The 12,895-nt window shown below is 63.4% G+C and carries 13 protein-coding genes; 4 read left to right on the forward strand and 9 right to left on the reverse strand.

What is annotated here, in order from left to right:
- Position 1: 1 nt before the first annotated feature.
- Genes V5B44_RS05500 through folE2 form a run of 7 tightly spaced genes read right to left on the reverse strand, consistent with a single transcriptional unit; the run spans position 2 to position 6,532 of the window.
- Positions 2 to 544, reverse strand: a complete 543-nt coding sequence (locus tag V5B44_RS05500) for a DUF3833 domain-containing protein (protein WP_332358101.1) — start codon at positions 542 to 544, stop codon at positions 2 to 4.
- Positions 544 to 1,821 (reverse strand): MFS transporter, encoded by a 1,278-nt coding sequence (locus V5B44_RS05505; RefSeq protein WP_332358102.1) that lies wholly within the window; start codon positions 1,819 to 1,821, stop codon positions 544 to 546. Before V5B44_RS05505 ends, V5B44_RS05500 begins: the two co-directional genes overlap by 1 nt.
- Positions 1,822 to 1,823: 2 nt before the next feature.
- On the reverse strand, positions 1,824 to 2,348 hold the full coding sequence (locus V5B44_RS05510) for a chalcone isomerase family protein (RefSeq protein WP_332358103.1): 525 nt from the start codon (positions 2,346 to 2,348) through the stop codon (positions 1,824 to 1,826).
- Positions 2,345 to 3,577 (reverse strand): cyclopropane-fatty-acyl-phospholipid synthase family protein, encoded by a 1,233-nt coding sequence (locus V5B44_RS05515; RefSeq protein ID WP_332358104.1) that lies wholly within the window; start codon positions 3,575 to 3,577, stop codon positions 2,345 to 2,347. Before V5B44_RS05515 ends, V5B44_RS05510 begins: the two co-directional genes overlap by 4 nt.
- Complete coding sequence (locus V5B44_RS05520; protein WP_332358105.1) at positions 3,574 to 4,356, reverse strand: DUF1365 domain-containing protein; 783 nt, start codon at positions 4,354 to 4,356, stop codon at positions 3,574 to 3,576. The genes V5B44_RS05515 and V5B44_RS05520 overlap by 4 nt, the downstream gene beginning before the upstream one ends.
- Complete coding sequence (locus V5B44_RS05525) at positions 4,353 to 5,684, reverse strand: NAD(P)/FAD-dependent oxidoreductase (protein WP_332358106.1); 1,332 nt, start codon at positions 5,682 to 5,684, stop codon at positions 4,353 to 4,355. Before V5B44_RS05525 ends, V5B44_RS05520 begins: the two co-directional genes overlap by 4 nt.
- A 17-nt stretch (positions 5,685 to 5,701) precedes the next feature.
- Complete coding sequence (folE2, locus tag V5B44_RS05530) at positions 5,702 to 6,532, reverse strand: GTP cyclohydrolase FolE2 (RefSeq protein ID WP_332358107.1); 831 nt, start codon at positions 6,530 to 6,532, stop codon at positions 5,702 to 5,704.
- A 389-nt stretch (positions 6,533 to 6,921) separates the two neighbouring features.
- On the opposite strand from folE2, the gene V5B44_RS05535 reads away from it, so the two are divergent.
- On the forward strand, positions 6,922 to 7,884 hold the full coding sequence (locus V5B44_RS05535) for a MerR family transcriptional regulator (protein WP_332358108.1): 963 nt from the start codon (positions 6,922 to 6,924) through the stop codon (positions 7,882 to 7,884).
- A gap of 114 nt (positions 7,885 to 7,998) precedes the next feature.
- Here V5B44_RS05535 and V5B44_RS05540 read toward each other — a convergent pair whose 3' ends face one another.
- Both V5B44_RS05540 and V5B44_RS05545 read right to left on the reverse strand, forming a co-directional pair.
- Positions 7,999 to 8,544: a thioredoxin family protein gene (locus V5B44_RS05540; protein WP_332358109.1), complete on the reverse strand. Its 546-nt coding sequence runs from the start codon at positions 8,542 to 8,544 to the stop codon at positions 7,999 to 8,001.
- 39 nt (positions 8,545 to 8,583) lie between these two features.
- Positions 8,584 to 10,086, reverse strand: coding sequence for a response regulator (locus tag V5B44_RS05545; RefSeq protein WP_332358110.1), 1,503 nt, complete (start codon positions 10,084 to 10,086; stop codon positions 8,584 to 8,586).
- Between the two features lie 663 nt (positions 10,087 to 10,749).
- Here V5B44_RS05545 and ribBA point away from each other — a divergent pair.
- From ribBA to nusB, 3 genes are read left to right on the forward strand one after another with little or no spacing between them, the layout of a single operon-like run.
- The gene (gene ribBA, locus V5B44_RS05550) at positions 10,750 to 11,883 is read left to right on the forward strand and encodes a bifunctional 3,4-dihydroxy-2-butanone-4-phosphate synthase/GTP cyclohydrolase II (protein ID WP_332358111.1); all 1,134 of its coding nucleotides are present in this window, start codon (positions 10,750 to 10,752) and stop codon (positions 11,881 to 11,883) included.
- Positions 11,883 to 12,398, forward strand: coding sequence for a 6,7-dimethyl-8-ribityllumazine synthase (gene ribH / locus V5B44_RS05555; protein ID WP_332358559.1), 516 nt, complete (start codon positions 11,883 to 11,885; stop codon positions 12,396 to 12,398). The genes ribBA and ribH overlap by 1 nt, the downstream gene beginning before the upstream one ends.
- Positions 12,398 to 12,892, forward strand: coding sequence for a transcription antitermination factor NusB (nusB, locus tag V5B44_RS05560; protein ID WP_332358112.1), 495 nt, complete (start codon positions 12,398 to 12,400; stop codon positions 12,890 to 12,892). Before ribH ends, nusB begins: the two co-directional genes overlap by 1 nt.
- The last annotated feature ends 3 nt before the right edge of the window (positions 12,893 to 12,895 follow it).

A 12,895-nucleotide genomic window follows, 5' to 3' on the forward strand; every position in this document is an offset into this window, starting at 1 on the left:
GTCACCGGCGGGTGAAACTCAAGGTTACCTGGCCGAGGTGGAGGCCGAACTTTTTCATCTCCGAGCGGTTGAGCATCACCCGGTCGTCGATCAGGAACATCCAGTCGTCGAAGTCGACGTGCCACACCCGTCCGTCGATCGGCAAGGCCAGCACGTAACGCCAGCGCAGCGCGTTGCCAGCCGCCTCGCCACGCGCCTCGCCAACGACGTCGTCAGCGCGCCCGACGTAGCGCGAAGCGTCGACCCGGGTGATCGTCCAAACCCGGCGTGAGGTAGTGCCGTCCGACCACGAGAAGTTCTCGTCGAGGGTCCCGACGTCGACCCCATCGCGCACTTCCCAGTGCGCTTCGATTACCACGTGAAAGCGCTTGATCACGGCGCCGGAACGATCCTGGAACATCCCCCAGCCGTCGATCGTGCCGCTGAAATAGCGGGCCAGATCAAGCGCCGGTTGTTCAGCCCGGTAGCGTTCGACGGATAATCCGCCGCAGCCGCCAAGACCAAGGAGACCACAGGCGAAGCAGGTCAGCCACAGGGTTTTCATCAGCACACCTCGAGAGTTTTTCGCCAGCGCCACGCGAGCACGGCAGCGGTGGTCTTGAAGAACAACGGCAACAGACAGTACACCGCCGCCAGGCCCCTTGTCGCCTCATCAACACCCGGCTGATAACCGACCAGATCAAGCAACGGTAGCGACAGGCCAGCGGCCAGCGCCAGATTGAGCTTGGCAACCAGGTTCCACCAGCCAAAGTAGGCGCCGGCCTGCGCCGGCTGGCTTTCCTTCTGCTTGTCAGTAGCCGGTTGTTCTGAAATATCGGCCAGTAAGGCGGCCGGTAGCGTCAGGTCAGCGCCGAGCGCCGCACCCGAGAGCAGACAGACAACGGCAAAGGGCCAGACGTCGCCGGCGCCCAGCCCCCAGGCCCAGACAAAAGAAGCGATTGCGACGAACATCGAGGCCACCCAGCTTGCCACACGGCCAAAGCGCCTGGCGAGCACCACCCATAGCGGCAGAAAGGCGACGCCGCTGACGAAGTAAAGGGCCAGGAAAGCGCCGCTCCACGCTTCGGCCTGCAGCACATCGGCAACAAAGAACAGCACCAGCGTTGCCGGCAGGGCGGCGGCGATGCCATTGACCACGAATACCGTCAACAACCGCCGGAAGCGACGATCGTCGAGCACAGCACGCAGATCGCCGAAGAAATTGCCGTTTGCTCGTGGCCGCGCGACCGATGGCGGTGCTCCGAGGAATGTCCAGCTTGCCAGCAGCAGCAGGAGCAGTGGAAAGATCTGCGCCAAGCCGGAAAGTCCCTGGGCAAGATCGTTCGATAGCAGCCCCGGCAGAGCCGCCGCGATGACCACGCCGAGCAGACCGAAGCCCTCGCGACTGGCAGTCAGGCGGGTACGCTCGCCGCCATCGCGGCCGAGCTCTGCGCCCCACGCCTGATAGGCAACGCTGGCCAGCGAAAAGCCGAAATAGGTACACATCAGCGAAGCCAGCAGCCAGAGGGGCGCTGCCACCGCTGGCGGATGCAGCAAGGCGAGCATCCCCAGTGCCAAGCAGGGCAGGGCGATGCCGATCAGACGCCGGCGACTCGGCGTGCGGTCGCTCCAACCACCGAGCAGCGGATCAATACCGGCGTCCAGCAGACGCGCTGCCAGCAGCAGGGCACCCAGCAGGCTCAGGCTCATGCCGGCGGCTTCGGCGTAGAGCCGCGGCACATGCACGTACACCGGCAGGGCGGCCATCGCCAGTGGCAGCCCGAGCGCGCCGTACGCGAGCAGATGCCGAAGTGGCGGCGTCAGCGTCGGGAGAGTACTCACGTTCAGCTGTCCGGTCGCTTGAGCAGTGCGGTCCGCAGACTGGGGCTGCGGCTGCGTGGGTCGAGCCAGATGGCGAAGAACAGGCGCGCGAAGTCCGCATCCCGCACCTCGCCGGTCGGGCGGCCGCGATGAAAGAAGGCTGCACCCCGCCCCGGGTAGTGCACGCCAATGATGCTTTCGCCTTCCTTGACGTCAGGGAAGACCCGCCGCAACTCGGGCTCCCAGCGCTGCAACTGTCCTTCGCTGGCGCCCAGTCGACGCATTTCGTCGACACTGGTCTGCACCAGGCGGTCGCGTGGAATGTCGCGCTGGTAGTCCAGCTGCAGAGCAGACGGGGAGCTTGCCGGCAGTTCAGTGGCCGGCTCACCGACCACCCACAGGGTCGCACGATAGAGCGAAAAACCCAGCCAGGTCATTTCGCCGCTGCCCCACTGCCGCCAGTCAGCTTCGCCCTTGCGCACCGCCTCGGGCAGGGCATACACCAGGCTGCTGCAGGCAAACAGGAGGAGTGCGATCAGTGCCCTCATCGCGGATGCCCCAGTTCGAATTGCATCACGTCGGTACAGCCGCTGATGAATCCGGCCTGGCAATACGCCAGATAGAATCGCCACAACCGGCGGAAGCGTTCATCGAAACCCAGCGCCTGGATCTGCGGCCACTGCTGTTCGAAGTTGGCTGACCATTCGCCGAGCGTCCGCGCGTAGTCGTGGCCGAAGGAAAGACTGTCGCGCAGCTGCAGCCCCGCCGCCGCCACACCGTGTCCGAAGGCCGCCGGACTCGGCAGCATGCCGCCCGGGAAGATGTGTTGCTGGATGAAGTCGGTGCCGCGACGGTAACGCGCGAACAGGTCGTTGCGAATCGTGATGCTCTGCACGACCACCCTGCCGGCGGGCGCCAGCAGGCGCTGTAGAGTCCTGAAATAGGTTGGCCACCAGCGTTCGCCGACCGCTTCGAACATCTCGATCGACACGATATGGTCGAATTGCTCACCGATCAGGTCGCGATAGTCACGCAACTCGATGTTTACCTGCTGGTCGAGCCCGGCAAGTTGCATGCGCTGACGGGCAAACTGAAGTTGTGCCGGCGACAGCGTCAGTCCAACGACTTCGAGGCCGGCTTCACGTGCCGCGGTTTCGGCGAAGGCACCCCAGCCGCAGCCGATTTCCAGCACCCGTTGGCCAGGGCTGGCGTCGAGCCGCTGGAGGATGCGGCGGTACTTGGCGAGTTGTGCGGCGGCCATGGCACGCGGTGCGGCCGTCGAGTAAAGGGCGCTCGAATAGCTCATCGTCGGGTCCAGCCATAACCGGTAGAAGTCGTTGCCCAAGTCGTAATGGGCCATGATGTTGCGGCGAGAGCCGGCGCGCGTGTTGGCGTGCAGAAAATGCCGCAGACGTGCGGCCAGCAGACCCCACCATTGGCCATAGACCGCGCCAGCGATTACCTGACGATTGTTGGCCAGCACCGTCAGCAGCGCGGTGAGGTCAGGACTGTTCCAGTCGCCGGTGATCCAGGAGTCGGCGAAGCCGACATCACCCCGTTCGAGCACGCTGTCGAACACCGACCAGGCATCGATTTCGAGCATCGCGTCTTGCTGGCCCGGCTGACCAAAGCGCTGCCGCGATCCGTCGGGCAGGCGAACCTCCAGCGTACCGTGGGCTATCTTCTCCAACAGTGACAGGATGACCCGCGCACTTCGCGGTGGCCGCCGTTCGGCAGACCTGGCCGGCAGGGTGAGGGTGTTTTCGAGGGCATTCATCGTGTTGTTTCCTCCAGTGGAGGTTCAGGTTTGGTGAAGAAGGGCACACGCTTGACCCATAGCTTCAGGGCTTGCCAATGAATGCGCAGGACGATACCAAGCGTCAGTAGCGGAAAGCGGACAAAGGCCTTCAGCAGGGGGCCAGTAGTCAACGGTTCAGCGTCGCCCGAGATCGAGGTATGCAGCAGGTCGCCGCCAGCATCGCCGTGGTCGATGCGCGCCAGACGCCACGCGGGGTTCCCTTCTTCGTCACTGCGTGCATGAAAACGGAAATGGTAGTGTCCATCAATGGCCATGAACGGCGAGACATGAAAGACTTTGCGCCGCTCGATCCGCTCGCCATCGCGGATCGGTCGACCATCGGCGTTGGCCAGTAGGTAGTTGTGCCGCTCGCCGAAGGTGTTGTTCACTTCGGCCAGGACGGCGACCAGATTACCCTTCGGGTCGTGGCAGAACCACATGCTGATCGGGTTGAAGACGAAGCCGAGAACACGCGGAAAGCACTGCAACCAGACTTCACCATCGGTGCGAATACCTTCCGTTTGCATCAGTTTGCGTATCCAGGGCAGTGGGTGCGAGCCGTCACGGGCACCGTGATCCGAGAAGCGGAAGCTGAACAGATTCCAGCGGTTGACCGAGAATAGCGCGCTGGTTGCCTGCTCGACGCTGGAAAGCGGCAGCAGGCAGAAGTAGACCGGGTAGACGAAGCGGTTGGCGGCTGGACGCAGGCGCCGATGCATGACATGTCCGAAGAAGAGGCGCGGCGGCGAAGCGTTCATGCCGCGAGTTCTTTCAGCGGCCTAACAGCCGGCTTCGCCGGGGAAGCTGCCGCCAGGCCTTGCCAGGGAGCGCGACAGGCGAGCGCGTTCGCTACCCGCAGCGCCGACTTGAGGCCGTCTTCGTGGAAGCCGTAACCATTCCAGGCCCCGCAGAACCAGACGCCGTTGTCGCCCGAGACGGTCGGCAACTCGCGCTGGGCGGCGATCGCCGGGCCATCAAAGATCGGGTGTGCGTAGTCGAACTCGGCAATCACTTGCGCTGGCTGGGGCTCACGCTGCGGGTTCAGCGAGACCATGACCGGTGTCTTGAACGGCAGGGGCTGCAGGCGGTTGATCAGATACGAGACGCTGACCGGACGGCGGTCAAGCTCCGGGGCGCTGGACAGATAGTTCCACGCCGACCAGAGGGCCGGCGAACGCGGCAGCAACGCGGCGTCGGTGTGCAGTACGGCACGGTTCGGGGCGTAACGGATCGCACCGAGCAGTCGACGCTCCGCATCGGTCGCGGACTCGCCGAGAATTGCCAGGGCCTGATCGCTGTGGCAGGCGAGGACGACCTGGTCGTACTGCTCGACCGCTCCGTCAGTATGCAACTGGATGCCGCTCTCGCGACGCTCCAGGCGGCGGACCGGCATCGCCAGGCGAATGTCGTCGAGACCAGCGGCCAGTTTCCTCACGTACTCGCGCCCGCCGCCGCTGACCGTGCGCCATAGCGGGCGGTTGACGACCTGCAACAGACCATGATTGCGGCAGAAGCGGACGAAGCTGGCGAGCGGGTAGTCGAGCATCTGGCCCGCAGGGCAGGACCAGATCGCCGCCGCCATCGGCAGCAAATACCACTCGGCAAATGGTCGCGAATAGCCCCCGGCGGCGAGGAAATGGCGCAGGCTGCGATCGTAGTCGGGATGCCGTTCGATCCAGGCCACGCTCTCGCGGTTGAAACGCAGGATATCCGCCAGCATGCGCCAGAAGTCTCGCCGCAGCAGGTTGCGCTTCTGCCCGAAGATGGTCGCCAGGCTGCTGCCCGCCCATTCCAGGCGGGGCTCCTCAAGACTGACCGAAAACGACATCTCGGTTTCGACACTGGCCACACCGAGGTACGCGAAGAGGGCGGTCAGATTCGGGTAGGTCTGGCTGTTGTAGACCAGAAATCCGGTATCGACTGGGTGACTGATGCCTTCGACCGTCACATCGACGGTGTGGGTGTGGCCGCCAAGGTAATCTCCAGCCTCGTAAAGCGTGACCGCGTGCTGCTGCGAAAGCAGCCAGGCGCTGGCGAGACCGGAGATTCCCGATCCGACGACGGCGATACGTTGTCCGCGAAGCATTCTTGTCTCCTCGAGGTTCAGGCGCTTTCGGCGTCGAAGCCGGCGTCGCCGCCGTTCTCGCCGCTGATCTCGGCGTAGGCGGAGTGGTTGTGAATCGACTCGAAGTTTTCGGACGCGACAGTCCATCGCGCAATGCGCGGTTCGCTCATCAGGCGCAGTGCGATGTCGCGGACCAGGTCTTCGACAAATTTCGGGTTGTCGTAGGCACGCTCAGTGACCCACTTCTCGTCCGGACGCTTGAGCAGTCCGTAGACTTCGCAGGAAGCCTCGTCTTCGGCCAGACGCACCAGTTCGTCTGGCGTCATTCCGGCGCGCAGTCGCGCGCTGATGGTGATGTGCGAGCGCTGGTTGTGTGCCCCGTAGTCGCTGATTTCCTTGGAACATGGGCAGAGACTGGTCACCGGGGCCACGACCTCGAGGGTCAGTTGCGCGGCCCGTCCTTCGCGTTTGGCGACAATCATGCGCACATCGTAGTCAAGCAGGCTCTCGACGCCGGAGACCGGGGCGACCTTGTTGATGAAGTAGGGGAAAGCAAGTTCAATTTCGCCGCTCTGTGCATCCAGTCGCAGCAGCATGTCGTCGAAAATGCGCAACAAGCGATTGACGTTCAACGGAGGACGACGCCGTTCCAGGATCTCGACGAAGCGGGACATGTGCGTGCCCTTGACGTCGGGCGGTAGACCGACTGACATTGACAGGCGAGCGACGGTGTTTTGCACTTTGCCGCTAGCGTCGAGCAGCGCAAGCGGATAGCGCAGGCCCTTGACTCCGACCTTGTTGATCGCCAGTTGCCTCAGGTCGACACGGGCCTGGATGTCGGGGAGCAAGAAACGCTCTGGTGCATTCATGACAAGTCTCCAGTGGGGCAGCAATGAATCATCGACGGCATGGACTGGCATGGCCGGAAAATCCCAGGGCAGTGGCTGGGTGAAGCGTGCGACAGCGCAGCCGCGCATCTTTGGCGTTCGCTCGAATGTCCAGGACAAGCCGACCGCTTCGCCCCTGCTAGCAGGGCCATGGCGGTCATTGAACGCCTCGGCCAGAACCCTCGGCGGCACGATGTCCAACGTACATGACTGCCGGGGAGAGGTCTCCGGGGGGTCATTGACGGGGTTGATTGAAACTTGGCTCTCATTGAAACGTTCCTTTTTGTCGTGGACAATTCGACCATTCGCCGCTACTATATTCGCACCACTTCAACCTTGTCAACGGTTTTTGGCAGTTTGTCCAGGACAATATGAATACTCGTCCAGCTTTGAATATCAGCGCCGTCGAGCGCGACACCGGACTCGGCAAAGACACCTTGCGCGTTTGGGAACGCCGTTACGGTTTCCCGCAGCCAACCCGCGACAACCACGGCGAGCGGGTCTATCCTGCCGAGCAGGTCGACCGATTGCGACTGATGAAACGCCTGATTGATCATGGTTACCGCCCTGGCCGGCTGTTTGCGGCGAGCGAGGACGAGTTCTCTTCGCTCTGCAATGCGTGCGCGGCGAAGAGCGTCGCCGAGCCGGGGAGTGGCGACGCGGTCGTGCGACACGCCATCCGGCTGATCAAGGCCAACGATCTGCCGATACTGCGTCAGGCCCTTAACCAGGCGATGATGCGGCTTGGTCTGCAGGGATTCATCATCGACATTGTTGCGCCACTCAATCAGGCGGTTGGCGAAGCGTGGATGAGTGGCGAGTTCCAGATTTTCGAGGAACACTTGTACACGGAGCAGATGAAATCCCTGTTGCGCCAGGCGATCGGCAGCCTGCCACCGAGTGTCGTCGGTCCACGCATCCTGCTGACCACCGTCCCCGAGGAGCAGCACCTCCTGGGTTTGCTGATGGTCGAGGCCTTGCTGGTACTTGATGGTGCGACCTGTATTTCGCTCGGCACGCAGACGCCACTTTTCGACATCCAGATGGCCGCCGTGGCACACAGGGCCGAGATCGTTGCCGTATCGTTCTCCGCAGCCTTCCCGGCAAGACAGGTTGCACCCCAGGTCAGCCAGCTGCGGCAACTGCTGCCGTCGGAGGTTGACCTATGGGTCGGCGGAAGCGGCGCGCAGCGCCTGGCGCCACAGCCCGGCGTGGTTGTGCTCGCCAATCTGCGGGGCGCGCTGGAGGCACTTGAGGCCTGGCGGGGATGTGGACATGGCGATCAGTCTTCCCCCCGGAGCTCGACGACCGATAGCTCACCGCCGAGGCGTTAGCACCGCGTACCCCCCGAGCAAAGCGATGGTCGCCATCCGCCCAGAGTGACTTGCCGCTCACCCGGTGGCGCTGACCCAGAACCGGCTGAAGTGGGTTCCTGGCGGTCGGCTCGCTTACGCGACGATTCGCCCCGGATGATCCGGACCGAGCCGCTGCAGATCGTCATCTGCCTGCCAGCCGCACCGCGTCGCGCTGGAAAAGGCATATTGCCGACTCTGTTCTGCGCTCTGTTCCAGGAAAGCCCGCAGGGTCCGTTTCAGGTGAGCCGGGTAAGGCTGCATGGTGCCGTAGAAGAGGACCGATTGCTGCCGCTTGATGATCAGCGTCGGGAAGTTTTCCACGTCGATGTCGCCCAGTTGGTCTGCGTCCGTTTCAACATCCAGCCAGTGAAATCCTGCATCAGGGAACTGCCTGGCAACCTCCTGGAAGCCGTTTCGGTATTCCCGGCAAATGCCACACCATTCCGCACACAGGCATATGACCAGGAACTCGTTGCGGGCGGGCGTTCCTTCCTCTTGATCGCGGGGTCGCTGCTGATCGGTCACTTCCCGGTGGTCCTCTCTCGCCTGATGATCAAGGCATGGATGCCTGGGGCGCGGTGACTGCGAGTCGATTGCTTGCCGATGCGCCGGCACGGGCTGGGCACTGCTTGCGTCCACCAGGAGCTGGTCAGTACCGATTGCCCTGCCCGTTGCCCATCAACTACCAGCCTGGGCGATCATGAGCTGTTTGATATGGCTGATCAGTTGCTCTTCGGGATAGGGCTTGCCAAGGAGAACATCAACCCCGGCTGCAGCAGCCTCCGCACGCAACTGCTCATTGTCGGAAGTCACCATGATGATTGGGACACTGGCGGTAAGCGGATTGCCACGCACCTGACGTGCCAATTGCAGGCCATTCATGCCAGGCATGTCCACGTCCGTCACGAGAACGTCGGGCGCAGCCGCCTCGATCTGTCTTGCCGCATCCAGGCCATCTTCCGCCATCACCACTTGGTAGCGGTGGGCGGCCAGCAGTCGCCCCGTCTTGATCCGCACGACCCTTGAATCATCAGCCACCATGACCACGGTTTCTTCCTCAGTCTTGGCCTTCAGCTTCGCTGGCGGATGCGCGGCTGCAAGCGTCCGACGCAATGCTTCCTCGGCGGCCTGGCGTTCGGATTCCTGCGCGATCGCAGCCTCGACAGCCAGGCGCTCCTCCTCCTCCTGGCGCAGTGCCTCCTCGACGGCCAGACGGTCTGCCTCACGACGGGCCGCCTCCTCGGCCGCCAGGCGCTCGGCCTCGAGGCGTTCGGTCTCGCGACGAACTGCTTCTTCGGCCGCCAGGCGTTCGGCCTCGCGACGGGCCGCTGCTTCGGCCGCCAGGCGTTCGGCTTCGCGACGGGCGGCTGCTTCGGCCGCCAGGCGTTCGGCTTCGCGACGGGCGGCTTCTTCGGCCACCAGTCGTTCGGCCTCGCGACGGGCCGCTTCCTCGGCCGCCAGTCGTTCGGCCTCGCGATGGGCTGCTTCTTCGGCTGCCAGTCGTTCGGCCTCGCGACGAACTGCTTCTTCGGCCGCCAGGCGTTCGGTCTCGCGACGGGCCGCCTCCTCGGCCGCCAGGCGTTCGGCCTCACGGCGGGCCGCTTCCTCGGCCGCCAGTCGTTCGGCCTCGTGACGGGCCGCTTCCTCGGCCGCCAGTCGTTCGGCCTCGCGATGGGCTGCTTCTTCGGCTGCCAGTCGTTCGGCCTCGCGACGAACTGCTTCTTCGGCCGCCAGGCGTTCGGTCTCGTGACGGGCCGCTTCCTCGGCCGCCAGTCGTTCGGCCTCACGGCGGGCCGCTTCCTCGGCCGCCAGTCGTTCGGCCTCGCGATGGGCTGCTTCTTCGGCTGCCAGTCGTTCGGCCTCGCGATGGGCTGCTTCTTCGGCTGCCAGGCGTTCGACGGGTCGCTTCCTCGCGATGCGCCGGGCTCGCGAGGGAGGTGGCTTCTTCGGCTGCCAGTCGTTCGGCCTCGCGATGGGCTGCTTCTTCGGCTGCCAGGCGTTCGGCCTCGTGACGGGCCGCTTCTTCGGCCGCCAGGCGTTCGGCCTCGCGACGGGCTGCTTTTTCCGCTGCCAGACGTTCGGCTTCGCGACGTGCCGCTTCTTCGGCCTCGAGTCGTTCGGTCTCGCGACGGGTCGCTTCCTCGGCCGCCAGGCGGTCCGTCTCGGCGGTAATCCGTCCATCAGGTTCTCGGTCGCCTCGCTTGGGGGCGGCGCGTCGAGCGCGAAGCAAACGCAACACGAGAAAAGCGAAGAAAACTCCGGCTGCGATCAACAGCAAGACCTGACTCATTGACATTGAAGGTACCTTCGCATTGACTATCGTCCACCACCATCGGAACCTGCCGACGCACACCCAGCCACTGTTCATCGATCAGCCAACGAAGCAGCTGCATTCGTATCCATATGATAAAACGAATAACTCGACCGTTGGGTGATCGCCTCGCTGAGAACATACCGGATCCGGTACGATAAGGCTGTAAAACAGACGCCTGCCGCCTGCAAAACGTTGCGGACCCCGCGTGAGCATCAGCCTGGGTCTTGCGCCCCGGGCAGTGCTCGCCGCGATGTCCCCGCCCCAAGACTGGCCCGACCGGACGGTCGAACAATGGCCGGTTACCCATTCATCGACATCCTCACGTGGCGGTCAGGCCCGGAAACTGAGAGAATCGCGGATTCGGGAATGATCCGGGGAAGTTGGTGGCCGCTGGGTCGGCCCCGGTCGTAGCTGATGAGGGTCAGGATTTGCCGCGGCCACTGAAGGGCATCCTGCTCGTCGGCGCACCGGCAGTCGCAAGCCGGGCACCGGCCCACATTGCGCGCAAGACTGGCGCGGAGGAGTTATACATGGCACCACAGAGCACTTCTGCCGATGTCTCGCCGATCGAAGAGATCATTGTTGAAATGCGGGCCGGACGCATGGTTGTCCTGGTAGACGAGGAAGACCGCGAGAACGAAGGCGATTTGATCCTGGCTGCCGAGCATGTGAGTGCCGAGGCGATCAACTTCATGGCCCGTTTTGGCCGTGGCCTGATCTGCCTGACACTGACCGAGGCGCGCTGCCGGCAGCTGGGCCTGACCCAGATGGCGCGTGACAACAAGAGCCCTTACAGTACGGCCTTCACGGTTTCCATCGAAGCGGCCGAAGGGGTCACGACCGGTATCTCGGCTCAGGACCGCGCGTTGACCATCAAGGCTGCCGTGGCGAGGAATGCGCGACCTGAAGATATCGTACAACCCGGACATGTCTTTCCGATCATGGCGAAGCATGGCGGCGTTCTGGTGCGTGCCGGCCACACCGAAGCCGGATGCGACCTGGCACTTCTGGCTGGCCTGGAGCCGGCGTCGGTGATCTGCGAGATCCTCAAGGAAGACGGCAGCATGGCGCGCCTCAGTGATCTCGCCGAGTTTGCCCGTGAACATGGCCTCAAGATCGGCACCATTGCGGATCTCATCCATTACCGCAGTCGGCACGAGACGCTGGTCGAACGTACTCTTTCCAAGACGGTGCAGTCGGCGCACGGTGAATTCACCCTGCACGCGTATACCGATTGCAGCTCCAACGAAGTGCATCTGGTGCTGGCCAAAGGCGATATTCGCCCGGACAAGGAAACGCTGGTACGTGTCCACGAACCCCTCTCGGTCGTCGACTTCCTCGATCCTGGGGGTGGTCGGCACACTTTTCCACTCAACGTTGCTCAGGCAGCGCTGGCCCGCGTGGAGGCTGGGGTGATCGTGCTTTTGCACCGTCCTGAAAGTGGCCAGGACCTGCTGGCGATACTCCGTGAACCGGTTTCGACAAAACGTCCGGCGACCCGCTGGGACCCCCGGATCTACGGCATTGGTGCGCAGATCCTGCGCGATCTAGGGGTCGGGAAGATGAAACTTCTCGCCAGCCCACGCCGGATGCCGAGCATGACCGGCTTTGACCTTGAAGTGACCGGTCACATTGCCACGCCAGCCGACCTTGAGAGACTATGATGGGCACCCTGAAGAAACATGAAGGAACGTCTGCCACGGCAGGCCGCGAGAAGATCTACGAGTACGAAGCATCGCTCAAGGGCAAGGGCCTGGCGATTGGCGTCGTGATGAGCCGCTTCAACCAGGATATCAGTGAAGGCCTGCTCAGTGCCTGCACCAGCGAACTCAAGCGCCTTGGCGTGGACGATGGAAGCATTGCCATCGCCACCGTTCCGGGAGCTCTGGAAATACCTCTGGTGCTGCAGACGATGGCGCGTAGCGGCCGCTTCAAGGCACTGATCGCGCTCGGCGCGGTGATTCGCGGGGAAACCTACCACTTCGAGATTGTCTCGAACGACTCCTGCCGGGCGCTGATGGAAGTGCAGATCAGTACCGGAATACCGATCGCCAATGGCATTCTGACCTGCGAAGACGACGATCAGGCCATCGCGCGCATGCATCAGAAGGGGTCCGACTGCGCCCAGGTCGCGGTCGAGATGGCCAATCTGCTGGATGCCATTGGGGGACAATCGTGATGGCTGGGAAGCCTCAGGCAGCGCCAGAGAGCACTCACGCCGCGGTCAGGTCACCCCGTCGACTGGCCCGCGAACTCGTCCTGCAGGGCCTTTACCAATCGCTGGTGAGTGGTAACGACGAGGCAGCGATTGAAGCCCATCTGCTTGACAGCGAGGGCTTTGACAAGGCCGACCGCGAGTTCTTCACCGGCCTGCTGCGGGGTGTCCTCGCTCAGCGCAGGAGGCTGGAGGGACAGCTGCAGTCCTATCTCGATCGTCCCTTCACCGAACTCTCGCCAGTCGAGGCCTGTGTTCTCTTGGCGGGTGCTTTCGAGTTGAACAATTACCTGCAGACGCCATACCGGGTGATCATCAACGAATCGATCGAGTTGGCGAAGGGTTATGGTGGCACCGATGGTCACAAGTACATCAACGGTGTTCTCGACAAACTCTCTGCGAGCCTGCGTCCTGCCGAGGTTGAAGCCAGACGCGCGGCGCGTGGTAGAAGCCGTTGATCA

The organism is Candidatus Accumulibacter necessarius (assembly GCF_036625085.1).

Excerpts from the sequence above, each read along its gene's own strand:
- V5B44_RS05500 (WP_332358101.1), bottom strand. The coding sequence starts at position 544 with ATGAAAACCCTGTGGCTGACCTGCTTCGCCTGTGGTCTCCTTGGTCTT.
- V5B44_RS05510 (WP_332358103.1), bottom strand. The coding sequence starts at position 2,348 with ATGAGGGCACTGATCGCACTCCTCCTGTTTGCCTGCAGCAGCCTGGTG.
- V5B44_RS05515 (WP_332358104.1), bottom strand. The coding sequence starts at position 3,577 with ATGAATGCCCTCGAAAACACCCTCACCCTGCCGGCCAGGTCTGCCGAA.
- V5B44_RS05520 (WP_332358105.1), bottom strand. The coding sequence starts at position 4,356 with ATGAACGCTTCGCCGCCGCGCCTCTTCTTCGGACATGTCATGCATCGG.
- V5B44_RS05525 (WP_332358106.1), bottom strand. The coding sequence starts at position 5,684 with ATGCTTCGCGGACAACGTATCGCCGTCGTCGGATCGGGAATCTCCGGT.
- folE2 (WP_332358107.1), bottom strand. The coding sequence starts at position 6,532 with ATGAATGCACCAGAGCGTTTCTTGCTCCCCGACATCCAGGCCCGTGTC.
- V5B44_RS05535 (WP_332358108.1), top strand. The coding sequence starts at position 6,922 with ATGAATACTCGTCCAGCTTTGAATATCAGCGCCGTCGAGCGCGACACC.
- V5B44_RS05545 (WP_332358110.1), bottom strand. The coding sequence starts at position 10,086 with ATGGACGGATTACCGCCGAGACGGACCGCCTGGCGGCCGAGGAAGCGA.
- ribBA (WP_332358111.1), top strand. The coding sequence starts at position 10,750 with ATGGCACCACAGAGCACTTCTGCCGATGTCTCGCCGATCGAAGAGATC.
- ribH (WP_332358559.1), top strand. The coding sequence starts at position 11,883 with ATGGGCACCCTGAAGAAACATGAAGGAACGTCTGCCACGGCAGGCCGC.
- nusB (WP_332358112.1), top strand. The coding sequence starts at position 12,398 with ATGGCTGGGAAGCCTCAGGCAGCGCCAGAGAGCACTCACGCCGCGGTC.